This window comes from Candidatus Magnetaquiglobus chichijimensis (assembly GCF_045865675.1).
GTDB classification, from domain to species: Bacteria; Pseudomonadota; Magnetococcia; order Magnetococcales; family Magnetaquicoccaceae; genus Magnetaquiglobus; species Magnetaquiglobus chichijimensis.
This window is the reverse complement of sequence record NZ_BAAFGK010000004.1, coordinates 42,612-67,556: the sequence shown is the minus strand read 5'-3', so window position 1 is coordinate 67,556 and position 24,945 is coordinate 42,612. Positions and strand designations below refer to the sequence as shown.

Here is a 24,945-nt window from a genome sequence, read left to right as displayed (position 1 = left end):
CATCGATCGGTGCCCAGAGCGGAAATGTCGGCGAGGGGGGAACAAACAAGGAGCGACGATCACAGGCCAAACATGGAACGAACCCCCTCTTCGGAGGTTCGCGCCAAACCAGCGAGGAGTCAGGTCAATACTTGCCCAGACAGTCCGGCCACCAATGGATGACGTGATCATCCTTTTTGGTCAGGCCGCTGATCGGTCCATCCTGGGAGATGACGAAGGCGGCGGAACCGGGATAGTGGCCGACGAAATTGACCGTGGCGTTGTGACGGGTGCCGTAGCGGGAGAACAGTTCGTCCCGGTCCAGGTGCTGGGCCTTGTTGTTCTTCCAATAGATGATCCGCTCCTGCCAGATCGGCGCGGAGAGAAAGGCCCCGAACGAGAGCGGACGCAGCCGGTCAGAGATGATCAGAGCCCCATCCACGCAGGTCATCTGCGCCAGCATCTCGGCATGCTCGATCACCTTGCGCTTGCACTCGAGCACGGTCTCGCCGATGATGCAGATGGTGGCCAGGGAGGAGTTTTCGGCGGCATCCTTGCGGAACAGCTCCTGCTGATGTTCCACGTCGCACAACTCGCCGATGAGGGTGGCCCCATCCGGGCTCTCGGTAAGATTGTGCTTGGGGATGATGCAGTGCGACTCGGGGTCGATGTAATCCGAGGGGAGCCAGACGATGATCCCGCCATGACCGCGCCGATCGGTCTCCATCAACAGATAATCGATGAAATCCCGATAGGTATGCCAATATTTCATACCGAGTTTCTGGAACTCCGGATGACGTTTCACCACCTCCAGGAACCGCCACCCCATCAAGCCCGAGGTGAAATGGTTGTGAACCGGTTCGAGAAAACGGCCTGATTTGAACCGGGCGATCAGCTCATCCCCCTGGTAGATCGACAGAGAACCGGTTCGCTTGGTGATGATCGCCAGCGAATTGGGAGAGGGCTGTTCGAGCGGCAGGGCATCGAAACGATTGCGACCCCGATGGGTGGTGAAGATGGCGCTCCAGATTTCGAGTTCCGCCGGCTCCTCCTCGCTCCCCCATACCGCCAGAACCGTGGTATCCGGATCAAAGGCCGGGGCGAGTTTCACCAGGGTATCGACGGTCATCGGTTGCCTGGGACTCATGCGCAGCACGATGCTCTCGCCGGCACGCCCCTTGTCCGGCAGCAGTGCCGGATTGGTCAGGGAGACACCCACCCGCACCGGACGATCCTCGTTGCGTTTCAGACCGGCCAGAAAGACCATCTCCATGATGGTTCGCACCTGCTGAAACAGTACCGGATCCTCCAGAGCGCCAGAATCCGGCTTCCAGAGCGCGATGATCTCCTCAATGATGACCGGATCGAACACGGCATCCCCCTCCTCCCAACCGCGACATTCCCAATTCCCAAGGCCACGCCCGCCAGTTTGGACATTCGCATGGCCTGTTGCAGGATAATGTGAATTTTTCTTCTTGGAAACGGCTCATGGTCGCGCCAGACAAAAAAATACACGCGGGCACCGGGCTTTCATGCAGGCAACCAGAAACGCTCCCCCTCCGCGTCCACCACGCGCATCGGATGATTCAGCAGACGACTCAACCGTTCCGGGATCAGCATCTCCTCCCGACGGCCCTGGTCGCTCTCCCCGTTCCCATACAGCAGCAGAAATTGATCACAATAGCGTGCCGCCATATGAATATCGTGGGTCACCAGCACCAAGGCCCCGGATCTGGCCTGAACACGTTCCGTGAACAACTCCAACAGGGTGATCTGGTGGTTGAGATCCAGATGGTTGGTCGGTTCGTCGAGCAACAGCAGACGCGGATCCTGCACCAGGAGGGTAGCCGCTTCCATGCGCCGCCGCTCCCCTCCGGAAAGGGTCGCCACCGGACGGTCGGCCAGGGTATCCAGGCCGGTCTGACGCAGGGCGTGTCGGACCCGTTCGAGATCCTCGGCGTTCTCTCGTGACCAGAAGGAGCGGTGCGGATAACGACCGCCCAGAACGGTTTCTGAAAGGGTGGCTGGAAAAGGGTAATCGATCTGTTGGAAGAGAATGCCGATCTCGCGGGCCACGGCACGGCGGGAGAGGCGTGCCAGGGGGTATCCGGCCAGACGGATCGAGCCGGCATCGGGTCCGCGCAATCCGGCCAGGGCATGCAGGAGGGTGGATTTGCCCGCGCCGTTCGGCCCCAGAATCGCCCAGCGTCCGCCGGCCTGGATCGACCAGTTCAGATCGCGGCAGAAGTCGCGTCCACCGCACCCCAAACGGAGCCCCTCGACGGTCAACAGCGAGGTCATGGCGCGCAGGTCAACCGGTCCATCCATGCCGCTCACCGCCCGCTCCGACGCAGCAGCCACACGAACAAAGGCGCCCCCAACAACGCGGTCAACACGCCGGCAGGCATCTGTTGGGGCGCGATCAGAGTGCGCGCCAACAGATCGGCCAGGGTAAGCAGCATTCCGCCCAGCAACACCGAGGCCGGCAACAGACAGCGATGATCCACGCACCCGGCCAGCCGCAACAGATGCGGCGTCACCAGTCCGACAAAGCCGATGCTGCCGACCGCCGCCACCGCCGTGGCCGCGGCCAGGGAAGCGACCAGATACAACCCCATCTTGAGCGGCTTCACCGCCACCCCGAGACTCGCGGCACGCTCCACGCCGGTGGCCAGCAGATTCAACGCCCGCCCCAGCGGCCAGGTGACCGCCAACAACACACCCAACATCCCAACCAATACCCAGACATCCCCACCCCGTCCCAGATCCCCCATCAACCAGAACAGAGCGCCGCGCAACCGCTCGTCGGGCAGAAGATACAACAGGAAACTCACTCCGGCGCCCCAGCCCGAGGCCACCACAACACCGGTCAGGAGCAGTCGCGCCCCTCCTTCCCAACCCGATGGTCCCCCGGCCAACCCCAACACCACCAGCATCGACACCAACGCACCGAGCCAGGCCCCACCATCCACCCACACCCCGGAAGCCCCGATCGCCAAAGCCAGAATCGCCCCGCAGGCCGCGCCACCGGAAAGACCGAGCACATACGGATCGGCCAATGGATTGCGCATCAACACCTGCATCAGCACCCCGGACAGGGCCAGCAACCCCCCGACCGCCATGGCGCCAGCCACGCGCGGCAGTCGCAACTCCAGAACGATGCGTCCAAACAAGGGATCGCCGTTGCCCATCAACCAATCCCGGATTCCGGCCATGCCCCCGCCGATGCCGCCGAACGACAATCCGGCCACAAAGACCACCACCGCCCCAAACAACAAGAACGGCAGCCAGGCCATACCGCCCGACTGCCGTGTGTGGGTCACACCACGAACCGGTTTACGCCTTGGACAGTTCATGATTCGGCACAATGCAGCGATGCAGCCAATCGCGCAGCATCACGGCGTACTTGTTGCCGTTCTCCTCCTTATGGTTTTCGAACTCCTCCATGGCCATGCGCTGCATCTTGTGACGCGAAAGGGCGTGCTGGATGGCGCGCACCAGGGTACGCCGGTTCACCTGACCCTTGATCAGATAATCCTGCGCCCCGTCCTCCACCGCCTGAATGGCCTGATGGTCATCGTCCATGCCGGTAAAGACGATGATCGGGGTGTCGAAGGCCATGGCCTGCATGCGCACGAAGGTCTGTTCATATCCCTGACTGTCGGTCAGGTTCAGATCCAACAGGATCAGATCGTATTTGTCCTGCCCGAGCAGCCGTTCCGCCTCCTGGAACGAGGGGGCATGGGTGAGCTTGTAGAGCGACGGCGCGTTCGGATCCTCGTGGTTTTCCACCGAATTGGCCAGCCAACTCTCGATCACCATGAAGAACTCGATCTCATCCTCGACGATCAGAAAATGGTAACAGACGCTGAAATCGTGGACATTCGGCAGTTTGCGGCACGGTGACAGAAGATCGGTCCTGGATTTCTTGTCGTTCTTGTCGCCTTTGTCGCCTTTGTCGCTTTTCGCCGAACCGACGGACTTCTTGCCCTTTTCCACGCTCTTGGTCGAGCCATGCTCGAGATCGAAAAGTCGCTGGGAAAGATGGCGAATCAGACGAAAGGCGATCGAGGGATCCTGATGCATCCGCGCCACGAACATCTTTTCGTCGATGCCGAGAATGTAGGAGTCCTCCATGGCCCTGGCGGTGGCGAACCGTTCGTGGTTGGTCGTGAAGGCCGAGGCGATTCCGAAGATCTCCCCATCGCCGATCTCCACCCGCATGCTCTTCCCCGCCGAGGAGTCACGGGTCAGCTCGACCCGTCCTTTCCGGACCATGAAGAACTTGTCGGAGAACTCACCCTGTCGAAAAATGATCTCGCCTTGCTTGTAGAGTCTGCCCAACTCCCGGGTATCGTGGTTCATGATCATGGCTCGATCAACTCCTGCCCACCAAATAGGCTGAAATGGCCGCATCCGCCGTTCGGATCTCTTCCATCAACCGCTCCGCCAACTCCGATGTCCCTTCCAACGATCCGGCTCTGGCCTTGTTGTCCAACCCCACCACCACCTCGCGCAAACGGCCCAGGCCGAACTGCGCGGAGAGACTTTTCAACGAATGGACCTCCATGTGTACCTGATTGGCATCGTTGGCCTGCATCGCCGCCCAGACCCGCGCCGACCGATCCGGCAGGCCGGCCTGGAAGGTACGCAACACCTTGAAGAAGTCCTCGCCGAGATCCTCCTGCAACTCTTGGATCTTTTCGCGATCGATTGGTTCCCTCTCCCGAAGGCTCTCCGTGGGGACCGGGATCTCCAACCCACCCTGACTCCGGGCACGGGCCAGCCACAACGCGATGATCTCCACCAGGGCATGCCGCTTGAAGGGCTTGCTCAGATAGTCATCCATGCCAGCGGCCAAACACTTCTCGCGATCCCCCTGCATGGCATTGGCGGTCAAAGCGATCACCGGGGTGCGTCGCATGGCTCCGGAGTTCATCTCCATGCCGCGAAACTCCTGACAGGCGGCATAGCCATCCATCTCCGGCATCAGGCAGTCCATGAGCACCAGATCAAAACCCGATCTGGCCAGTTTGCCGAGGGCCACCCGCCCGTTCTGTGCCGCCTCGATCCGTACCCGATAGGGTTGCAGCATCCCCTTGATCACCGCCAGATTGATCGGATCATCCTCCACCAGCAGAATCGAGGTGTTGGCGGGAATCTCCGCCGGAACCCCCTCTCCGGGTGGGCGGATGAGCCCCTCGGGGAGCGCGGAACGGGCCATCTTGAAGGGGATCTCGACCCGGAAAGTACTGCCGACGCCCAATTGACTCTGCACCGTGATCTCACCGTCCATCATGCGCACCAGACGGTTGGTGATGCTCAACCCCAATCCGGTCCCGCCGAACTTGCGGGTCGTCGAGCTGTCCACCTGGGAGAAGGCATCGAACAGCCGGGCGAAATTCTCCGGGCTGATGCCAATGCCGGTATCCCGCACCACAAAGGCGATGCGCGCCTGATCCGCCGACACCTTCAGCGGTTCGGCCTGAAGCGACACACCGCCGAATTCGGTGAATTTCAGGGCATTGGACAGCAGATTGGTGAGAACCTGACGCACGCGCACCGGATCGCCGATCAGATCGCGAGGCAGCAGTCCGTCATGATCGACCCGGAAGGCCAACTCCTTGCTGCTGGCCACCTGGCCAAAGATGAACTGCAACTCGTCGAGCAGACCCCACAGGTTGAACGGAATCGCCTCCAACTCCAAACGACCCGCCTCGATCTTGGAAAAATCCAGGATATCGTTGATGATAACCAGAAGATTCTCCCCCGAGCGCCGGATCGTCTCCACATAGAGCCGATACTCGTCGCTCATCTCCAGATCCATCAACAACTCGGTCATGCCGAGAATGCCATTCAAGGGGGTCCGGATCTCATGGCTCATCACCGCCAGAAATTCGCTTTTGGCCATGCTGGCCCGTTCCGCGGCCAACATCGCCGCATGCAGATCCCGTTCGTTCTCCGCCAGACGATCCAGGGCCTCCTCGGCCTTGAGACGGGCGTTCTCCAGGGCAAAATTCTTCAATTCCAGCGCATGCCGGGCCAGCAGCAGATGCTCGATGTTCTTGACCCGCGCCAGAATGATCTGCGGACTCGACGGCTTGCGGATGTAATCGATCGCACCCAGGGCCAACCCCTTGGCCTCATCCTCGAATTCGGTCTTGGCGGTCAGAAAGATCACCGGAATCCCGGCGGTCAGCGGATCCTCCTTGAGGCGCCGACAGGTCTCGTAACCATCCATGACCGGCATCATGATGTCGAGCAGGATGATATCCGGCACCACACGCCGCACCACCTGCAGAGCCTTCACCCCATGGGTGGCCACCAGGATCTGGAAATGTTCGTCCAGGGCGCTGCGAATGATGTCGATGTTCTCCGGCTGGTCGTCCACCAGCAGCACGATGCTCTTGCGAGCCTCGCCGTCCCCTTCGAAAGGCATACCTGCGGATTGGCTTTCCATCTCACGGCTCCAAGGTCACGCCCACCCGGGCGGCCCACTGCGACAACAGCTCCAAACATTTGTCGTAATCGTACACTTCCAGATGCCTGATCATTCCCTGCCACCCCTCACGACTCTCCTTGTCTCTGGCCCACGGTTCCAAGGCCCGAATCACCGCCTCGGAGGAGACATCGAAATTGCGCAACAGCTCCCGTGCCTGCGCCAACAACGCGACCAACTCAGCGGGATCGAACGCCCGGTCCGGGATGTCACCCGGTTTCGTCTCCCGTCGCGGCTCCGGAAAGGCGGCGCCGATGGTCAGAAGCACCTTCTCCAGATGTCTCTCGGCCACGGACAACAGCTGACGCAACGATTTTCGACCAATTCGATCCCGCGCGCCATGCTCGATCTGCAAGGCGGCATGACTGAGATCCATGGCGCCGATGGTCGCGGCCCCTCCCTTCAAGGTATGGGCGACCCGTTCCAATTCCAACCACTCGCGCGCCTCCAGAAGCGATCCCATCAAGCGGGCGGCATCCGACTGGGTGATCACGAACTTGTTCATGACGCGACGATACAACGTCACATCCCCGCCCATGCCACGCAAACCGGCACGCGTGTTGATGCCGGGCAGGGTTGGCAAGGTGCCGCGCGCCTCGACCTCCGCAGCCGTCCCCTCCTCCGTGGACATGGACCCGTCGCACAACAAAAGCGAATCCTCCCCATCCGGCAACGTTTCCACGGGCAACGGTTTGCCGCAACGAACCGTGAACACGAAGCGGCTGCCCACCCCCGGTGTACTCTCCACCCCGACCGACCCGCCCATCAGCTCGACCAGACTCCTGGAGACCGCCAACCCCAATCCGGTCCCCCCATGCCGACGGGTGGAGCTGGCATCCCCCTGCTGGAACTTGTCGAAAATGATCGACAACTGTTCAGGAGGCATCCCGATCCCGGTATCGCGGATCGCAAAACGCAACATCATCTCGGAGGCATCCTCCTCGGCCACCTCCACCGAAACCACCACCTCGCCCTGATCGGTGAACTTGATGGCGTTGTTGGTGAGATTCAACAACACCTGGCGCAGCCGGACCGCATCCCCCACCAGTTGCAAGGGAAGCTCCACCCGAGGTTCCACCTTGAAAGCCAGGGATTTTTCCATGGCCTTGACGCTCATCAGGGAGTCCAGGCCAACCAGAAGCTCCTCCAGATCGAATCCGATGCGCTCGATCTGGAGCTTTCCTTCCTCGATATCGGAGAAGTCCAGAATGTCGTTGATCATGCGCAGCATCCCGTTGGCACTCAGGTAGAGCTTCTGCAGGTAGTCCCGCTGTCGGGTGGTGAGCGCGGTACGCAGGCAGAGATGGCTAAAGCCGATGATCGCATTCATGGGGGTGCGGATTTCGTGGCTCATGTTGGCCAGAAACTCCCCTTTGATGCGACTGGCCTCCTCGGCCTGTTCCTTGGCACGTCGCAACTCATCCTCGAGCATCTTGCGCGGGGTGATGTCGAGCACCGTGCCGGTCACGCGAACCGGTTCACCCTTGTCATCGCGATCGATCCGTGCGTTGCCAAACACGAACCGGGCTTGTCCATCGGCGCCAACGATGCGGAACTCCTGTTCGAACTCCAGGGCGTCGCCACGAATGGCCGTCTCCATCACATCGTTGACCCGCTTGCGGTCATCGACATGCACGGCGGCCAGAAAACGCTTGTGACTGGGCAGCAAGGCATGGGGTCGCAACCCCAGGATCCGGAACAGCTCCGTTGACCATTGCACCATCCCCGCCGGCAGATCCCACTCCCAACTGCCCAGATGAGCGATCCTCTGGGCCTGATCCAACAACTCCAGATGCCGCCTGGTCTCGACCTCGACCCGAGTGCGTTCCAGAACCTCCTTTTCCAACTCCGAGTTGAGCCGTTCCAGGGTTTCGGTCCGCTCCAACACCCGATTCTCCAGCTCCATGCGGATCGCCCACAAGGCACGGGTCCGCTCCTCGAAGATGGCCGCCAACTCCTCGAGTTCATCGCCGGTGCCAACCGGGGTGATGGCCGTGGTCCCATCCTCGGTGGCCAGACGCACCCGACGGCAGAGCATCAAGATCGGATCCGCGGTCTTGGCCCCCAGTCGAAAGGCCAGCAGCATGGAAACGATCACCAACGCCAACCCCAACAGGGTGGCATTGGCGATGCTTTCGTAGATCGGTGCCCGCAGCACCGATTTGTCCACGGTCAAACGTTGCCGCAGCCCCAGACGGGTCAGAATCGCCGAGCCCGGCGGCGGGGACAGGGTCAGTTCGATGCGATCCGTCGAAATGGTCGCCTGGGTCTGGTAGAGCACCCGATCCCCCAACAAAACCGCATGCCGCACGCTGCGATCCCCAGGCACGATCTCGGAGAGCAATCCGGCGAAATCCACATGCACGATCATCGCCCCTTGTATGGCATGATGGGACTCCAGGGGGTGGCTGAGAATCAGGTAGCGACCCCCCGGATCGATCAGGGGGGCCGGACGGGTCCAGGAGAGCGCATGACGGATCACCGCCGGGTCCGGATTGGGCGGCGCCTCCTCGCGCTGGAGCAGCAACGGCGCGCCGTCGAAATTGACCAGGAAAAAGGCCACAATGTGACGTCCGCTGGCAAAATTGCGCACCAGCTGCGCCAGATGGGCATCCCGCGAGGTCCCTTCCACCAGGGCATTGATCACCAGTGGATTACGCGCGAACTGTTCCAGATTCTGCCGCAAGAACCCAATGCGGGTCTCCACGCGCTCGAACAGCTCCAAGCCCCGCGCTTCCAGCGAAGTCACCGAGCGGGCACGCAACGAATGTACCATGTCGGCCTGCAACAACCCCAGCACCAACACCAGCGCCGCGCCGACGAACGAAGAGAATTGCAGAATGTAGCGACGTCGCAACCGCCCATGGGGCACGGAGGGGGCTTGAGGGTTCATTCCTCGTCACTCCCCGCCGGCACCACCACCCCCTCGGGGGTCAGCCGTCCAAGCCGGTAATCCTGGTCATCGAGCGCATCATGACGCTGCTCGTCGAAGGGGGGGTGCAACCGCTTCATCACCCCATCGTAAACCGGAAGCCGTTCCAACGCATCGCGCACCATCCGCCTGTCCACGCTTCCGGCCCCACGCACCGCCTCGGCCAGCATCCCCACCAGGTCGTAGGCGTGGGCAAAACCGACCATGACATGAACCGGTTCGTTTTCATCCATCCCCAGATGGCGACGGTAGGCGGCCAGCATGGCCTGTCCGGCGCGATGGTTCGGCTCGTTCGGGAAACCGGTTTGCGGAAAGCGCAGATCCATGCCACCGATCGCCTTGCGCTGCATGGCGGTCATGTCACCGCCCAGCAACCCCCAGTGGGAGACCACGGCCACGCTGGGGAGATGACGCCGCAACTCCATCAGGATCGGCACGCTCTCATCCGGGGTATCCACCAGGATCACCACCTCGGCACCGGTCTCCCTCAGTCTGGAGATCAACGTGTCGAACCGTTCCTGACCGTTGTCCACCCACTGGAGCACCACCGGGCGAACCCCCCTGGCGTTCAGATGGCGCGACACGATCTTCTCGAACTCCACGCCCCAGCTGGAGTTTTCGAGCACCAGTGCAATCCTGGAGCCACGCCGCAAGGCGGAATCCGCCAGAAACGGGGCGGTCCAGCGGTCGTTGAGACTCAACCGGAACACCTGATTGGGTTTGAAACCGTTCTCGGTCAGATGGCGCGCCGCCGACCAGGGCAAAAGCATAGGCAGTTCCAGGTCATGCACGAGATCCACCTCGGCAGCGACCACCGAACTTTTCTGCCCCCCCACCACAGCCACCAGATCCTCGAGGCCGGCAAAGAACTTCAGATTCTCCAACCCACGGGTGGCCAGACCATGATTGTCACGGGCCACCAGACGCATCCGACGTCCCAGCACGCCCCCCTTGTCGTTGATCGACTCGATGGCCAGACGGATCCCGCGCGACAACTCCAAACCCGCCCGCGCACTCTCTCCGGAAAGCTGCGCGTCCAGACCGATCAGGATCTCACCCACGCGCGTCGCCTCGTTCTCATGCAACATCTGCCATTCCGCCAGCTTGGCCATGACGTCGGCGCCGATATCCTCCTCGAAGCCATGCTCGACCGGGGAAAGAATCGCTCGAAACCGCTCCCTGGCCTCGGCGGGCAACTCCTCGATCCCCATGCCCATGCCGCGCAATCGTTTCATGATCTCGACCTCGCGATCGCGCTGCTCGACGCGGGTCCACCAGGCGATCTCCCGCGCCGCCTCCAGCAGGATCTCCTGTTGACGGGCCGTCAACAAATCCTGGACATCGCGACCGATCGCCAGCAGGTGGCCGAAATAGGTATGTCCGCTCAGGGTCAGATGCGCGGAGGCCAGACGATCCGAGTGACTCTCCACCCCGGAGAGCGTCTGTTCCCAAGCCTGGGCCGAAGTGTCGTCCGGGGTGACGTAACGGACTCCCAGACGGGCGAAAAAGGCCCGGTTCACCCGATTGTCCGACTCCACGACGCGCAGATCGGCAAAAGCCTCCGGACTGGACAACGGACGGTCCGCCAGCAGATGGCGACACCCCCCATCCCAAAAGGCGAGCCCCTCCAGATTGAGTTGACGCGCCTTGTCCAGCAGCACCCGACCGAACTCCCCATCCAGGGCCCGATGCAGGGCATCCCGCGATGAAAAAAGAAACGGCAGATCGAACACGCGCAAGGCCTCGATCCGCCTGGCCAGAAAGTCGCTGGTGACCAGCACCATGGAAAGCTCGCCACGGCTGACCAGTTTCAACATGCGTTCGTCGCCGCCGAACTCCGTGGAGGGGTGGATGGTGAGTTTGAGGCCATTCTGACTCAACGCGGCGAGCCGTTCGGCCAGACGGGTCGCCGCCGCGCGCGGCACCGGACCCACGCTGGTGGCGATGCCGAGCCGCAGGGCGATCTCACGGTTGTGGGCCGTCTGGGAATCGACCAGCGTCTCCACCGGATCGCCCAGACTCTTGGCGATGCGTCCGCCCAGCATTGCGAGTGCGATCACCAGCAGAACGATCAAAATGCGTTTGAAGCTCTTCTCCGACATGCCGACCGTTCAGTCCTCTCCTACCGGTTTCACGATTGAGACCTCCCTGACATGGCCAAAAGGCGGGATGCGCACACCCGGCCCGTCGGCATCGTCGCCAGAAGGGATCTGACTTGCTTGGCAACTCTGCACGCCCCTCCATCTGGTGGGGTCCAGGGGTCAATGGCCCCTGAGGGATCCAAGGGCAACGCCCTTGGGATCCGTGATATTGCCTTTTGCGCACTTTTGTACGAACCAGCACGCGGTTTACCACCTCCCTGACGGGAGGTCCACGGTACGGGGGGTAAGGAGAATCTCCCCCCATCATGCGAAGTTAGAATGACCCGAACCGCTCCCAGGCCACCAATCCCCAGACCACCACCGCCATCGCCAGTGCCACGAACACCGCCGACGAGCCGAGATCCTTGGCCCGCCCGGATAACGGATGGCGCTCCGGCCCGATCCGATCGACCACGGCCTCGACCGAAGAGTTGAGCAACTCGACGATCAGGACCACCAGCAGGGAGCCGATCAGGAGCGACCGTTCCACCGCGTTGCCCCCCAGCCACACACCGATCGGCATCAACAGCAAGACGCCGATCAACTCCTGCCGGAAGGCCGCCTCATGACGCCAGGCAGCCTGAAAACCCAGCCAGGAATATCCGGCGGCATGAATCACCCGGGTCAATCCCGTCGCTCCGGGTTTCATGCGTCCACCCGCCGATCGAAGGTTCCACTCACCATGCCGACTCCCCTGTTCTGATGAAATGTTGCACCCAATGCGCCGCCCGGCGCGAAAACACCAAGCCCACATGCATCACCGACAGGGTGGCATGGACCGCGCCCGGCAGGCAGGTCTCGGAGACCGCCACCACCCCGTCGTTGGGGGACTCCACCCCCCAGATCATATGACTCAACCCCAACGGCAAGGTGCCGGCCAACACGCCGACGCTGCGCCCCTCGGGAACCCGCCAGGCGTACTTCCCATCCAGGGCGCCGCGCATGCTCTCCCCCAGAAACCAGGATCCCACCGGCCACCTGGCCAGACGTTGCGCAGAGAAGGAGCCCTGGAACGGGCTTCCCAGCGCCACCATGCGTCCCACCGGCGCCTCGGGATGGCGTTCGAGCATGCGCAGCCCCACGAGTCCGCCGAGACTGTGGCAGATCAGATGGACCGATCCGGGCTGGACGTTCCGCATGCCCGTCCCAAAACGCAACTCCAGGAACTCCCACAGCCCATCGGCGTTCTGATCCAACCCACGCCGCACGGTGGGATAGTGAAAGGTCAAGACCCGGAATCCCGCCCGCCGCAAATGCAGATCCAACCACTTGAACTCCGTGCCATCCAACCACAGGCCATGCACCAGCACCACACTTTCGCTCACCGACATGCCATCCTCGCCTCAGCCTCACCGACGCTCCGACCCAACCGTCGTCCCGCCTCGCAAACGCTCGTTCCGCGCCTCCATCGGCAGCTCGGCCAGCGCCTGCACCGAACGATAGAACCCCTCCAGATCGCCGTGGTTCTCCTCCAGGATCCCCAAAAAAGCCGGCACCCACGCCGAATAGATCCCCACGGAGATCAGTTTGGCATTGTTGATCCCGTCGCGCCACCAGCGACCATAGGCGCGACGCGTGGCCTCGCGCTCCGGATCGCCCGGTTTTCCATCCCACCGCTCGGCCTCCAGGACCGCGTTGGCGAAGATCTCCCGCTTTCCCGAGCGCTTCTCCGCCTCGGTCGAGGGACCGGCATACAACGTGGTCAAACGTTCCCGGACCGCCTCGACCTGTTCCACGAACCGGGCCCGTTCGATCCAGTCACGCCGCAGACGCGACAACGCCTCCCCTTGCCCGGTCCTCTCCAGCCACCGCTCCACGCCGATGCGACTCACCGCCTCGGCAAACGATTCGTTGAAGGTCGTATCATCCGGTATATAGAACTTTTCGTGAGCCAGTTCATGAAACATCAAGCCGGCGAGACGCCCCTCCGGCCAGTCGATGAAGGTGTTGAGCAGCGGATCGGCAAACCACCCCAGGGTGGAGTGAGCCGGCGAAGCCGACAGATGGACATCCAACCCCTCCCGCCGCAAACTCTCGGCCTGACGCCGGGCCTCGCGGTCATCGAAATAGCCCCGATAGGCCAGACACCCCACCACCGGAAAACACCAGCGACGTGGCTCCAGGGAGAGTTCCGGCGTCGCGAACACCACCCGTGTCACGAACGGGCGCCGCAGATCCGCATAATCCCGAAACGTCCCGCTCGAAGGAAGCCGCAACTCCCCTTCGGCGAAGCGACGCAGCCGGTCGGCCAGCATCAACCGGCTCCGCAGTCCTGGCGGGGTCTCCGCGTCGGCCAGCAGCGACTCGACCGAGCGACGCTGGATAAGGATTTCCATCTCCCCGGTGGTGGCCTGCCAATAATAATAGGGCCACTCCCCGCACCCGCTCAGACCCGCCACCGCCACGAACGACGCGACCCGGAGCATCCTCCGAAACCAAGCGGTCATGGCCTTATATTCTACCCCCAATCCCATGCCCACGCCAATCCCATATGCGCTTCAAAAACGTGCGTGACGGGGATCCCCCCTCACCCCCCGACCGTGCCCCTCCCTTGCGGGAGTTCCACGACAGAAAAACATGCTGAAGGACTGCAAACTTAAGATTCACCCAACATTCATGAATCATACGTTTCCAGGATCAACCCCAAACAATGGGACAGAACGCTCATGAAAACCGACAAGAAGATACGCATGGTTCAGAAATCGCTGCGCTTTCCCGAATCCCTGGCCGAATGGCTCCACGACAGGGCGGAAGAGGAACGCCGCTCCTTCAATCAAGTGGTGATCATGACCCTGGAGCGAATGCAGCAGGAACAGACCCTTCCCACCCATCCCACGGCGTAAAGATGATCCCACGCCCCTTTCATCCCGGAGACGAACCGATGACCTGCCGCCCATACGAACCCGACGCGCATGCGGGGAATCCTCTGGACGATGCGCTGAACAACTTGCGACTCAGCCGAGTGCGCTGGCGGAACGGACCCACGCACCCGTCCGCGCGCGGTTGGCGCGCGCCACGTCTGCCCGACAATCCACTCTGCTGGCGGGATGGCGATCCAGGCGGGTCGGATTGGGATGGCGCATTCACTCGGGGTCCATGCTGAACAATCACCCCAAGGCGCGATCCGTTCTCCGGGCGTTGCGTGGGATCAGGGGTGATGCATGCTCGTGGTGAAGCGATCGATCTCGGGAAAGATGATCACCGACCCGCAACCAGAGTGCAATTTGGGAGCAAAGGCCGGCTTTTCGCGATAAAGCCGGTCCTCCTCGAGAAACTGCGCGATCTCCTCGGGAGGTACGGGTGGGCTGAACAGAAAACCCTGCACCAGATCGCACCCCAGGGAGCGCAGAAACTCCAGCTGGTCGGGATCCGACACCCCTTCGGCGACCACCTGGAGGTTCAGGTTCTTGGCCATCGACAGGATCGTCTTGGTGATCGCGGCATCGTCCGGATCGGTGATCACATCCCGCACGAACGCGCGATCGATCTTCAGGGTGTGGATCGGGAAGCGCTTCAGATAGCTCAACGAAGAGTAGCCGGTCCCGAAATCGTCGATGGAGAGTTGCAGATTCATCGTGCGCAACGTCTGCAACGTCGAGACCGTCTCGTTGGCGTCGCGCATGAACATCCCCTCGGTCAACTCCAGTTCCAGATAGCGGGCATCCAGGCCGGTATCTTCCAGGATGCGGGCCACCTTGTTGGGCAGATCGCGATTCTGGAACTGACGCGCCGACAGATTCACCGCCATGCGGATCGGGTCGAAGCCCTGATCCTGCCACTGTCGATTCTGCCGGCAGGCGGTGCGCAACACCCATTCGCCGATCGAGACGATCAGATCGCTCTCCTCGGCGATGGGGATGAAGTTGACCGGAGAGACCAATCCCATCTCCGGGCTCTTCCAGCGGATCAGCGCCTCGACACCCATCAGGCGACCCGAAGCCACATCCATCTGCGGCTGATAGAGCAGAAACAGCTCATCCCGCTCCAGGGCCAGACGCAGACCATTCTCGATGGTCATGCGCTTCACCGAAACGGCATCGATCTCCTTGGTGAAGAAATGGATGGCGTTGCCACCCTGCTCCTTGGCACGCCGCATGGCCGACTCGGCCTTCTTGAGATGGCCGTCCTCGTCCCCCTCATCCAGGGGGTAGAGGGTGATGCCGATGCTGGCGGTGAGATAGTAGCGTTCCGACTCCACCGAAAAGGGCTCGCTCAAGGTGGAGAGGAGCTTGCGGGCGATGCGTCCGGCGTTGCCGCCCTGCTGGAGACCGGTGGCCAGCACCACAAACTCGTCCCCCCCGACCCGTGCCAGCGAGTCCTCGTCACGCAGACAGTGGGCCAGGCGCACTGCCACATCGCGCAACAACCGATCCCCCACCTCGCGTCCCAGGGCGTCGTTGATCACCGTGAAACGGTCGATCCCCAGAAACAACACGCCGACGATCTGATTGAAACGGGCCGCGTAGGAGAAGGCCTGACGCATGCGGTCCTTGAGCAGCAGACGGTTGGGCAATCCGGTCAGGGCGTCGTGATGGACCAGAAAATGGAGCTGCTGTTCGGATCGCTTGATCCCGGAGAGATCGGAGAAGACCTTGACATACTGACGGACCACCCCCTCGCCATCGCGAATGGCGTTGATGTTGGCGAACTCCGGATAGACCGAACCATCCCGACGCTGACTCCACATCTCGCCACGCCAACGCCCGTGGGTGAGCAACTCCTGATCCAGCTGGCGATAGAACGCCTCGTCGTGCTGGGAGGAGAAGAGCATCAGCATCGGCTTATGGATCGCATCCTCCTCGGAGTAGCCGGTGATGGTGGTGAAGGCCGGGTTGACCGACTCGATGATCCCCTGGGCATCGGTGACCACGATCCCCTCGGTGGTGTTCTGGTAGACACTGGCCGCCAGGCACAGCTCCACATCGGTCTGGCGCCGCACCTCGACCTCGATCTGCAGGGCGTTGTTGATGCGGGTCAGCTCCCTGGTACGCTCCAGAATCCGTTTTTCCAGCTCCTCCTTGTCCAACTGGATCTGCTGGATGAATGTGTGGCGATCCTCCTCGTAGGTACAGATCTCCCGCCACAAACGTCGGATCACCAGCGCGCACAGCACGGATACGACACCCACGAGCAGGACAGTGATGAGAAACTGCTTCCACTGGGCCTCCTCCACCTGTCGCTTGAGAAGGGAGATGTCCTGACGGATCTCCATCACCCCCATGATCTGCCGTTCCGCGCCGTGGATCATGGGCAGATGGCTTTCCAGAACGGTCCGGGTGACCGGCTCATCCGGCTTCATCAGCACCGGACCCGTCTCCTCGCGGATCCGACTCTCCTTTTGACCGGAGAGCACGGCGCGCACTTTCGCATCCGAGGAACGATCCTCGCCGACCTTGGGCCGATGGATGGAGAAGATGGTGACGCCGTGTCGATTGTGGATGGTGAAATCGAGGACGGACAGTTCGGCGATGTACGGTTGGAGCTGGCCGGAAAGACGGACGATTTCAGGACTGGAGAGCAGGGCGGCGTTTTGACCTGGACGCAGGTCGATGAGCGGAGTCAGCTCGTTCCAGAGGGTGTTGGTGAGTTGTCGCGCGAGGAGTTGATGATTTTTTTCGCCCAGATCCCGTATCTGGGAAACCATCACCTGACGATGAAACAAGGTGAGAGATCCCAGAAGAAGCACGGCCACAAGAAAGCCCGCCAAGGCGATGAGCCGCATGTTGCGTGCGCCACGCATGAATCTCTCCACCCTCGAATTTTCTTTGAGCGGCGTGCCGTGCCGAGTCCGCGATCACAATTGAGAACCGTGCATGATGGGGAAAGCCCCCGCACCCCTGACCTTGAAGCCCTCTGGCGGGCATTCTCAGGTCAAAAACTGTCACCAAGTGTATCGGATGCGGGTATCTGCGTCAAAGGGTGGCGCGGCGGATCGACTCGGAATACGGACGCTCCCCCACCCGACGCGGTGACGTTCACTTCGCGAGCTTCACCGTCGCCAACTCCTGGAAAACATGGTTGGTGATCGCCAGGCCAAGCATGGCGTAATCCTGATTGAGGGTGACGCCGATGCCGTTGGGCATCAGCCGCGAAACCCGGCAATGGAAGGTGTAGGAGTCCTGGCCGAGCTGAATGGTCCCCTTGCCGAGGCGATCCAGAACCATGCTGGTTGAATAAGAGGTGGACACGAAGAACCCGCTCAGGCTGACATCCTCGGAAAACCCTTTCACCTCCTCCCCGTCGTCGAACAGGAGCGTGACCGGAAAGCGCATGCCATAACGCTCATGCCGGCGATTGTTGGCGGGTTTTTTGGTTCTTCCGATCCTCTCCCTGGTCGTGGATCTCCCGTAGGAACCACTGTCGGGCGTGTCACGCATGGCCATTTCCTCACGACAAGTCACAAGACGGGCAGACCGGTCAACCACCTCGTGCCGATGCCCGCCGGACAGGCCGGGCTCGACAAACCGAACCGTCTCTGAAAAACACATCTATTTCGAGATGAATTCTGGCACGAACGATTGCCACTTGACAAGCCATCATCGCGACGGCCTGGCATCCACGGTCAGGGATGGGCCGAAAACGACCAACTTGCACTCTCCCCCCCGACCGTGGCCCTCCCTGGCGGGAGTTCCACGGTGCGCATCAAAGAAAACGCGGCAGGAAACAACCTCAATGATCTGCGTACTCCCCCTCCTCGAAGGGGGGACGACGGTTGACCAGGGCCTCGAGCATGAACAGCTCCTCATCGGTGTGATTGACGCCCGGCGCCTTGCGGATCGGTGAGCGGGCGGTCAGGGTGCGCGCCGAGTGGTGACGCGCCTCGTAGGTTTCGGTGATCTCCGGCGCATCGCGCATGCGGATCTCGAGCCGTCCATAACAAAGACAGACATAATCCCGCTCCGGGACCACCTCCAGATAGACCGCCGTGCCGCGAATGCCCAGAATCGCGGTGGGGAGCTTGAGGGTACGGGATCCGTGCCCGAACACCGACAACACCCGTCCGGATTCCAGGGTGAACCCCGGTGAACGCAACCTGTCGGGGATGTCGTCGCTCTTCTCTCCCGGCGCGGGCGTAGGGAGCGGGATGGGATCACCGGGCATGTCGAAACGCATGCGGGTATTGACCCCCAACAAAAAGGCATCCTCGCCCATCACCAGCACGGTGCGCCCCTCGGGGCCGGTGACGATCTCATCGCCGGGCAGCACCAACGCATCCTCCCCAACCAGCCGCCCCCCGACCCGCGTCTGGCTCCCCACGCGCCGGATCCCCTGCCGAACCGGCAAAAAGGCGCATCCGCCCGGCACCAGCAGGCTCCCCAACAGCAGACCGCGCATCAGAACCAACCGTCGTGTCGCCCCGGATGCGCCCATGTCGTCCCGATCATGCCTCCGGATCGACCAGAAAACGCAAGGCCAGACCGTTGTTGCAGTAACGCATGCCGGTCGGCGAACCGGGATCCTCGAACACATGTCCCTGATGTCCACCACATCGGGCACAGTGGTATTCGGTGCGCGGCACCAACAACTTGCGATCGACCCTGGTATCCAGGGCTCCTGGAAGAGCCGCCGAAAAACTCGGCCAGCCGGTGCCACTGTCGTACTTCATCACCGAGGTGAAAAGCTCCTGTTCGCAGCCGGCGCAGACGAACCGACCGGTGCGGTGTTCCTGGTTGAGGGGACTGGAGAAAGGACGTTCGGTTCCCTCGCAGCGCAGCACCTGATAGGAACCATCCGACAGACGCGCGCGCCACGCTTCGGGGGGGAGGTCGAAATGGGGATCCATGCCGGGTTGCTCCTAATCTAATCAACCGGTCAACTATTTTACAGATAAAAAAATTCGTCAACCATTTCACCGTAGAACACCCGTCAGGGAGGTCAACGGTCGGGGGTGAAGGGGGAGGCTTCCCCCATCCTGTTTGATTGACCGTGGAACGTCCGTCAGGGAGGTCAACGGTCAGGGGGGGTGAAGGGGTTTCCCCGATCCTGTTTGATTGACCGTGGAACGCCCGTCAAGGAGGTCAACGGTCGGGGGGGGGTGAGGAGGTTCGTCCTCGATCCTGCACGTTTATATATTAAGGAAAATTTCAAGACCAACTGACGTTCAAAGCGGGATCGACAGAACGGTCACCCGCTGTCGATCCCGCCAGATCGTCGATTTTTCCATAAGAACTCCGCAAGGGAGATCCATGGTCGGGGTGAGGATATTCTCCCCCCATCGTGCAGGATTACCGCAGAACTCCCCAAGGGTGATCCATGGTCGGGGGTGAAGGTGTTCTCCCCCCATCATGCACGTTTGCGCGGCCAGATTACAAAGGCACGACGTTTTCCGCCTTGGGACCCTTGTCACCCGCGACCACGTTGAATTCCACCTTCTGACCTTCGGTCAGGGTACGGAATCCAGAGCCGGAGATGGCGCTGAAGTGGACGAAGATGTCCCCCTTGCCGCCAGCCCGCTCGATGAAACCAAAGCCCTTGCCCTCGTTGAACCACTTGACGGTTCCAGTCTCACGATCTGCCATGTTACTCTCACTTGTTCCTGATGGTTGCTAAACATATTGGCAGAACGCCCTGCAGCATGCAAACTAGGCTGTGCTCTCGATACGACTGCCGTCTCATTTTATAGCATATATCACAATCGAAGCCAAAAGCAAACGCTTTTTTTCACCCCGTGTCACGTCTTGTACAAACACCCTTTCACGCGCCCCAGGCCCGTTTGACGCACGCAATCCGGCCCGACCCATCCCCATCGGACGGACCATGCGGTTGAGGATTCCGCTCGCACCACGCCGCCATCAGGCGTGACGAATCATCCACAGAATGGCATCTTCCGGCAGAATGCGCTTGTTGCCGGAATCATCCTGATAGCCGATCCGTCCAGATTTCAACAGCGACACCACGCGCCGTTTGGCTTCGTTCTCTTTCAGGCCCGAAACCCGGCTCAACCAGGCCATATGGAATTGGAACAGATCCAAAAGGAACTCCGGCGTCAATCCCATCGGCAACTCGGTTTCGACGGAGGCATCCGTCCCCTCCCGCGCCACCAGCGGCCACTTGCCACGCACACCCGACCAACCACTGGATGGCACGATGTAGGTATCCCCATTCATGATCTCCATGACACCCTCATCATCGACAGCTTAGAATTGGCTACCAAAATTGCGACCCCACCCGGATTGGAGCGGACTGCATTGCATTAATCAGTTCCGCGATGCAGCATATGACCACACCGATCGTCGGGTCAATACATTTTCTTACATGGCGCCGTATTTTTTTAAATTGTTTTCTAGAATACTATAAATATATATCCACGCAAAACACCTCCAAATCATACATCTATTATCAATACAGAAATTAAAAGAAATGAATTGACCGGTCAATAAAATAAGAATCCATTCAAAAAATCTCATAAAAACAAGACCCGATCCTCACCCCCCGAGTCATTCCAACCACGCTCCACACCTATCAACATTCGCGATCTCATTCATCAAAACAATCAATCCAGACAACCCAACCCCATCCGGGAATCCCCCATCCTTGGAAAGATCCTCCCTGCCCGCGTTGACCCGATGACGCCATCCGATATAAGCTGTGACGCAGTGACGAATGATCCACATCAACCCATCCGCAACACCAGACAATCAAGGATACCCCCATGTCCAAAGCCCTCACCTACCTGGCCAAATCCCGTCCCGACGCGGCCACCCATCTGCTCGGATTCTACAAGCACAGCGTCCAGGCCCTCGACGAAAAGACCCGTCACCTGATCCAAATCGTCACCAAGGTGACGGTCGGCACGGAACGCGGCCTGCGCCAATACGCCCCCAAGGCGCTCAAGGCCGGCGCCAGCCGCGAGGAGATCCTGGATGCAGTGCTGATGGCCTTCCCTGCCGCCGGCCTCAACAAGGTTCTCGATGCCATCGAGATCATGCGCGAGATGGATCTGCTCCCGGAGATCCCGGACGACACCCCCACCCTGCCCAACGACAAACATCTCGGCGCCATGAACGACTTCCCGTTGCGGCGCATGCAGACCGTGCAACGTCCGGGCGCGAACATGATCGTCTTTCGCACCGACGAAACCCAGGCCATCGTCTACAGCGCCCGCTGCCCCCACTCCAAGGCCAATCTCTGCAAGGGGACCGACCATGGCGACCGGGTGGAATGTCGGGTCCACAACTGGATTTTCGATCTGGAGTCCGGCCAGTGTCTGAATCCCGCCGGCAACGCCGGCCTCGAGGTGATCCCCTCGGTGGTGCGTGACGGCCAACTGATCCTGTTGTAATCATTATGATTCAAGACCAACCATAAACACCGCCTCCTGGTCGCGCGGCTGCGCGAACGATGAAGGCCGAATCTGTTGTCCATCCATCGGTTCGGCAGCCACGCGACCGTCGGGGTCCACCCAGAGAGCGATCTCGACCTGACGGTACCCTGGACCTGGGCGCACGCCATTTTTTGAACAAACCGCACAGCAGGACCGGCCCCATGGCAAGGATGCGTTGTTCAACAAGACGGCCAGCTTGCACCACCACCAACCCCTCCCCATCCTGAACGCCATTCTGGCATGTTTTTTTCATATCCCTCTAAACCCAAACCATTTCAGGCGCCATCTTTCCCGTGGAACTCCCGCAAGGGAGGCGCACGGCTGGGGGAGTGAGGGGGGGCTCCCCCATCATGCACGTTCCGTCACGCCTGACCACACCTTCGGACGAACTGAAATCCGAACCATGGCCACTCCTCCACACCCACTCGCGCTGTCGCGCGGGGATTCCGACCCGTCCGGTCCGGTCAAATCCATCGCCCGCCCCTTGTCGAAGAAAACCCTGAGCAAACGCCCCCTCACCTCGTTGGAGCCCCGTGGCGGCGGAGCGGAAAACGGCGCCTCAACCCTGAACCGGGCCCGCGAGATCGCCGAAAAGGGGCTTTTCAAGGAGGCGGTGCTGCTTTGGGAGCGGGCCATGCGCCAGGGAGGCGTGACACCGTTGCACCCCGCCACCCCGTTGGTCTGGATGATCAACGCCGGACAGCATCTCAAGGCCGCGCGCCATTTCACCACCCATGAGGCGATTCTGCACTACGATCAGCCGGCCCTCTGGTCCTTGACGCGCGAACTGCTCGCGGTGGTCTGCCTGACACATGACAACGACACCCGACAACTGCCCCCCTTCAATCACCCCCCCTGGAATCAAGCCCCCGCGCTGCTCTCGGCCATGCGGGCCCTGGCCCATGACGACACCCTCGCGGTCCGCACCCTGTTGACCGCCATCGACGCGGACTCCCCGTTCCTTCCGATGCGGCGCATCCTCGAATCGCTGCTCGTCTCCGCCCAGGAACCGGAGCGGATCCGGACTCTGCTCGAGGAGATTCCCGACACCTCTCCCTTCGCGCCTCTGGCCCACCTGGCGCGGATGCGTGGTCTGGCCCCCCGTGAGCGGGTGAAGGCCATCCTGGAGCTGCCGCACGAAGACAAACCCCTGGCCGCCCGGTTGTGCGGAGCCACGGCACAGTGGATCAAACTCCTGGTCAAACTGGAGAAGTCCCGCGATCCGGCCCGTTTGACCGCCCTGCTGATCGCCAACGCGGATCATCTGCCCCGCGCCGCCACCCGTGCCGCCTGTCTGGAACTGCTGCCCGACTGTCCGGAAGAACGGGGCCCCTTCGAGAAAAGGTTCGGACCGTTGAGCGAGTTGGAACGGGAACGCCTGTTCGCGCTCCATCATGAACGGCACGGATCGCCGGCCAAGGCCCGCGGCTACTGGCGCAAGTGCATCCCGCTCCTGGAAAGCGCTCCGGACGCTCCAAAACAGTCGCTCCAGATCGCCCTGATTCTCCGGCACATGGCCCAACTCGAGCGGCGCGACCCCCATCCCGACACCTCGAAGATCCTGCAATGGCTGGAAAAAAGTCTGGAACACGATCCGGATCACCAGCCAACCTGGGTGGAAATTCTGGAGACCCGCCATCGGCTGGGTCGCGACCGTCTGACGTTTCACCGGCTCGCCGACCGGGCGGCGCACCGTTTTCCCGAGGATGAGGCGATCCTGACCCTGGCCTTGCGCGCGGCCATGGAGAAGGGAAGCTACAAAAAGGCCTCGGGGGTGGCGCATCGCATCCAAAAGATCAATCCCGGTCACGACGGCATCCTCTCCGAACGGCTCAGCGCCCACCTGCAACACGCCCGGAAGCGAATCCTGGAGGGCCGGTTCACGGTGGCGCGGCGTGAACTGTTCCGCGCCGAACGGCTGAGCGACGAGAAGTCGCAACCGGTCGGCCTGTTGGGCGCCATGCTGGAGTTTCTCGCCGGGGATCCGCGCCGGGGCGAGGAGATGCTGGACGAGGGGCGTCGGCTGGCCAGTCAGAAAACCCTGCATGCGGTCAAGGCCTTTCTGGAGGGGACGGCGTTGCGCCTGCCGGGATTGATGCTGGACGGATTCCGCCGCGAATTGATCCGATGCGACGCCCTGTCCGCCGAACGTTCGGAACTGGTCATCATTGCCGGTTTGATCACCCGTGTCTGGCCCACCCATCCGGATGCCGCAGGCGAGGTGATGACGCTGCTGGGGGGGCAACTGCGCGCCGGGTTGCGACTGCCGTTCGAGGCCGGGGAACTTTTGATGATCTGCGAGGCGCTGGCGCTGACCCGCCGGCATGCCATGTTGACCCAGTATGCCCGGGTCGGCGAACGGCAGTTTCCCGATGAACCGATGTTCCGCTACTTCCGGGCGCGCGGACAGTGCGAAAACCAGCCGTGGCGTCTCACGGATCACGATTTTCAACGGCTCTTCGATGCCGAAGGAACACTCAAGCAGTCCGATCCCGAGGCCGCCGCGCGCATTCGCGCCCTGTTGGCCATTCCGTCCACCCATCCGCCGATCGATCCGTTGCGCGGGGTTCCCCTCTCGCCGGCGCGGATTCCCAAGCTGCTGGAATCAAAATTGCTGCGCGAGTTGCGAGCCCGCCTGCGCGAGGAACTGCATGGTCACACCGATGCCGCATCGCTGCGCCAACTCCGCGACCGGTTGCTCGAGACCCTCGCGCCCACGGAGTTCGGGCAACGGGGACCGGCGGTGCTGGGCTATCTGTTGGACCGGGCCCTCAAACTCAAACCGCCGCGCCACGAGGAGGCCAATCGCCAACCCGTGCTCCCCCGTCAACTGGAACTGGAACTGTCCATCGAATGAACACCCCCTCGATCTGTCACGACACCTCCGCGTCCTGCCCGGATGAACGGGAGTTTCTCGCCCGTCGTCTTTTCGAACCGTGCGACATGGATCCGGGCCCGCTCATGGAGCAGGGGCCCTGGAACCCCGCGCCACCCCATCCCGCGCCCGATGAACTGCTGACCACCCTGGCCAATGGCTTGAAAAAATTCCAGATCTCCTGCTGGTGATCGC

Annotated in this window: 20 protein-coding genes; 4 read left to right on the top strand and 16 right to left on the bottom strand. The window is 61.6% G+C overall.

Going from position 1 to position 24,945, the window contains the following annotated elements:
• Positions 1-124 precede the first annotated feature (124 nt).
• The 10 genes from ACOY6C_RS04785 to ACOY6C_RS04740 form a co-directional block, all read right to left on the bottom strand.
• Positions 125-1,351, bottom strand: a complete 1,227-nt coding sequence (locus ACOY6C_RS04785; protein ID WP_420904355.1) for a putative sensor domain DACNV-containing protein — start codon at positions 1,349-1,351, stop codon at positions 125-127.
• A gap of 158 nt (positions 1,352-1,509) precedes the next feature.
• Positions 1,510-2,307: an ABC transporter ATP-binding protein gene (locus ACOY6C_RS04780; protein WP_420906082.1), complete on the bottom strand. Its 798-nt coding sequence runs from the start codon at positions 2,305-2,307 to the stop codon at positions 1,510-1,512.
• Positions 2,308-2,312: 5 nt separating this feature from the next.
• Positions 2,313-3,302 (bottom strand): FecCD family ABC transporter permease, encoded by a 990-nt coding sequence (locus ACOY6C_RS04775; RefSeq protein WP_420904354.1) that lies wholly within the window; start codon positions 3,300-3,302, stop codon positions 2,313-2,315.
• 13 nt (positions 3,303-3,315) lie between these two features.
• Positions 3,316-4,344: a cyclic nucleotide-binding domain-containing protein gene (locus ACOY6C_RS04770; protein WP_420904353.1), complete on the bottom strand. Its 1,029-nt coding sequence runs from the start codon at positions 4,342-4,344 to the stop codon at positions 3,316-3,318.
• A gap of 13 nt (positions 4,345-4,357) precedes the next feature.
• Positions 4,358-6,439, bottom strand: a complete 2,082-nt coding sequence (locus ACOY6C_RS04765; protein ID WP_420904352.1) for a response regulator — start codon at positions 6,437-6,439, stop codon at positions 4,358-4,360.
• A gap of 1 nt (position 6,440) precedes the next feature.
• A complete protein-coding gene (locus ACOY6C_RS04760; protein WP_420904351.1) occupies positions 6,441-9,371 on the bottom strand; it encodes an ATP-binding protein in 2,931 nt (976 codons plus the stop codon).
• Positions 9,368-11,512, bottom strand: coding sequence for a TRAP transporter substrate-binding protein DctP (gene dctP / locus ACOY6C_RS04755; RefSeq protein WP_420904350.1), 2,145 nt, complete (start codon positions 11,510-11,512; stop codon positions 9,368-9,370). Before dctP ends, ACOY6C_RS04760 begins: the two co-directional genes overlap by 4 nt.
• A 313-nt stretch (positions 11,513-11,825) precedes the next feature.
• A complete protein-coding gene (locus tag ACOY6C_RS04750) occupies positions 11,826-12,200 on the bottom strand; it encodes a diacylglycerol kinase (protein ID WP_420904349.1) in 375 nt (124 codons plus the stop codon).
• A gap of 28 nt (positions 12,201-12,228) precedes the next feature.
• On the bottom strand, positions 12,229-12,876 hold the full coding sequence (locus tag ACOY6C_RS04745) for an esterase/lipase family protein (protein ID WP_420904348.1): 648 nt from the start codon (positions 12,874-12,876) through the stop codon (positions 12,229-12,231).
• 24 nt (positions 12,877-12,900) lie between these two features.
• Positions 12,901-13,998 carry an aminopeptidase gene (locus ACOY6C_RS04740; RefSeq protein WP_420904347.1) on the bottom strand — a complete coding sequence of 366 codons (1,098 nt, stop codon included), beginning with the start codon at positions 13,996-13,998 and terminating at the stop codon, positions 12,901-12,903.
• Positions 13,999-14,217: 219 nt separating this feature from the next.
• Here ACOY6C_RS04740 and ACOY6C_RS04735 point away from each other — a divergent pair, with 219 nt between their 5' ends.
• Positions 14,218-14,394, top strand: coding sequence for a hypothetical protein (locus ACOY6C_RS04735; RefSeq protein ID WP_420904346.1), 177 nt, complete (start codon positions 14,218-14,220; stop codon positions 14,392-14,394).
• Positions 14,395-14,699: 305 nt separating this feature from the next.
• Here ACOY6C_RS04735 and ACOY6C_RS04730 read toward each other — a convergent pair whose 3' ends face one another.
• The 6 genes from ACOY6C_RS04730 to ACOY6C_RS04705 form a co-directional block, all read right to left on the bottom strand.
• The gene (locus ACOY6C_RS04730; protein ID WP_420904345.1) at positions 14,700-17,291 is read right to left on the bottom strand and encodes a putative bifunctional diguanylate cyclase/phosphodiesterase; all 2,592 of its coding nucleotides are present in this window, start codon (positions 17,289-17,291) and stop codon (positions 14,700-14,702) included.
• A 235-nt stretch (positions 17,292-17,526) separates the two neighbouring features.
• Positions 17,527-17,928 carry a PilZ domain-containing protein gene (locus tag ACOY6C_RS04725; protein ID WP_420904344.1) on the bottom strand — a complete coding sequence of 134 codons (402 nt, stop codon included), beginning with the start codon at positions 17,926-17,928 and terminating at the stop codon, positions 17,527-17,529.
• Positions 17,929-18,220: 292 nt separating this feature from the next.
• On the bottom strand, positions 18,221-18,922 hold the full coding sequence (locus tag ACOY6C_RS04720; RefSeq protein WP_420904343.1) for a FecR family protein: 702 nt from the start codon (positions 18,920-18,922) through the stop codon (positions 18,221-18,223).
• 10 nt (positions 18,923-18,932) lie between these two features.
• Positions 18,933-19,334 carry a peptide-methionine (R)-S-oxide reductase MsrB gene (gene msrB / locus ACOY6C_RS04715; RefSeq protein ID WP_420904342.1) on the bottom strand — a complete coding sequence of 134 codons (402 nt, stop codon included), beginning with the start codon at positions 19,332-19,334 and terminating at the stop codon, positions 18,933-18,935.
• Between the two features lie 523 nt (positions 19,335-19,857).
• Positions 19,858-20,070 carry a cold-shock protein gene (locus tag ACOY6C_RS04710; RefSeq protein WP_420904341.1) on the bottom strand — a complete coding sequence of 71 codons (213 nt, stop codon included), beginning with the start codon at positions 20,068-20,070 and terminating at the stop codon, positions 19,858-19,860.
• A 273-nt stretch (positions 20,071-20,343) separates the two neighbouring features.
• Positions 20,344-20,667 carry a hypothetical protein gene (locus ACOY6C_RS04705; protein ID WP_420904340.1) on the bottom strand — a complete coding sequence of 108 codons (324 nt, stop codon included), beginning with the start codon at positions 20,665-20,667 and terminating at the stop codon, positions 20,344-20,346.
• A gap of 536 nt (positions 20,668-21,203) precedes the next feature.
• On the opposite strand from ACOY6C_RS04705, the gene ACOY6C_RS04700 reads away from it, so the two are divergent.
• The 3 genes from ACOY6C_RS04700 to ACOY6C_RS04690 all read left to right on the top strand — a co-directional run bounded on the left by ACOY6C_RS04700 (position 21,204) and on the right by ACOY6C_RS04690 (position 24,941).
• Positions 21,204-21,833 carry a Rieske 2Fe-2S domain-containing protein gene (locus ACOY6C_RS04700; RefSeq protein ID WP_420904339.1) on the top strand — a complete coding sequence of 210 codons (630 nt, stop codon included), beginning with the start codon at positions 21,204-21,206 and terminating at the stop codon, positions 21,831-21,833.
• A gap of 445 nt (positions 21,834-22,278) precedes the next feature.
• The gene (locus tag ACOY6C_RS04695) at positions 22,279-24,732 is read left to right on the top strand and encodes a tetratricopeptide repeat protein (RefSeq protein WP_420904338.1); all 2,454 of its coding nucleotides are present in this window, start codon (positions 22,279-22,281) and stop codon (positions 24,730-24,732) included.
• Complete coding sequence (locus tag ACOY6C_RS04690; RefSeq protein WP_420904337.1) at positions 24,729-24,941, top strand: hypothetical protein; 213 nt, start codon at positions 24,729-24,731, stop codon at positions 24,939-24,941. The genes ACOY6C_RS04695 and ACOY6C_RS04690 overlap by 4 nt, the downstream gene beginning before the upstream one ends.
• The last annotated feature ends 4 nt before the right edge of the window (positions 24,942-24,945 follow it).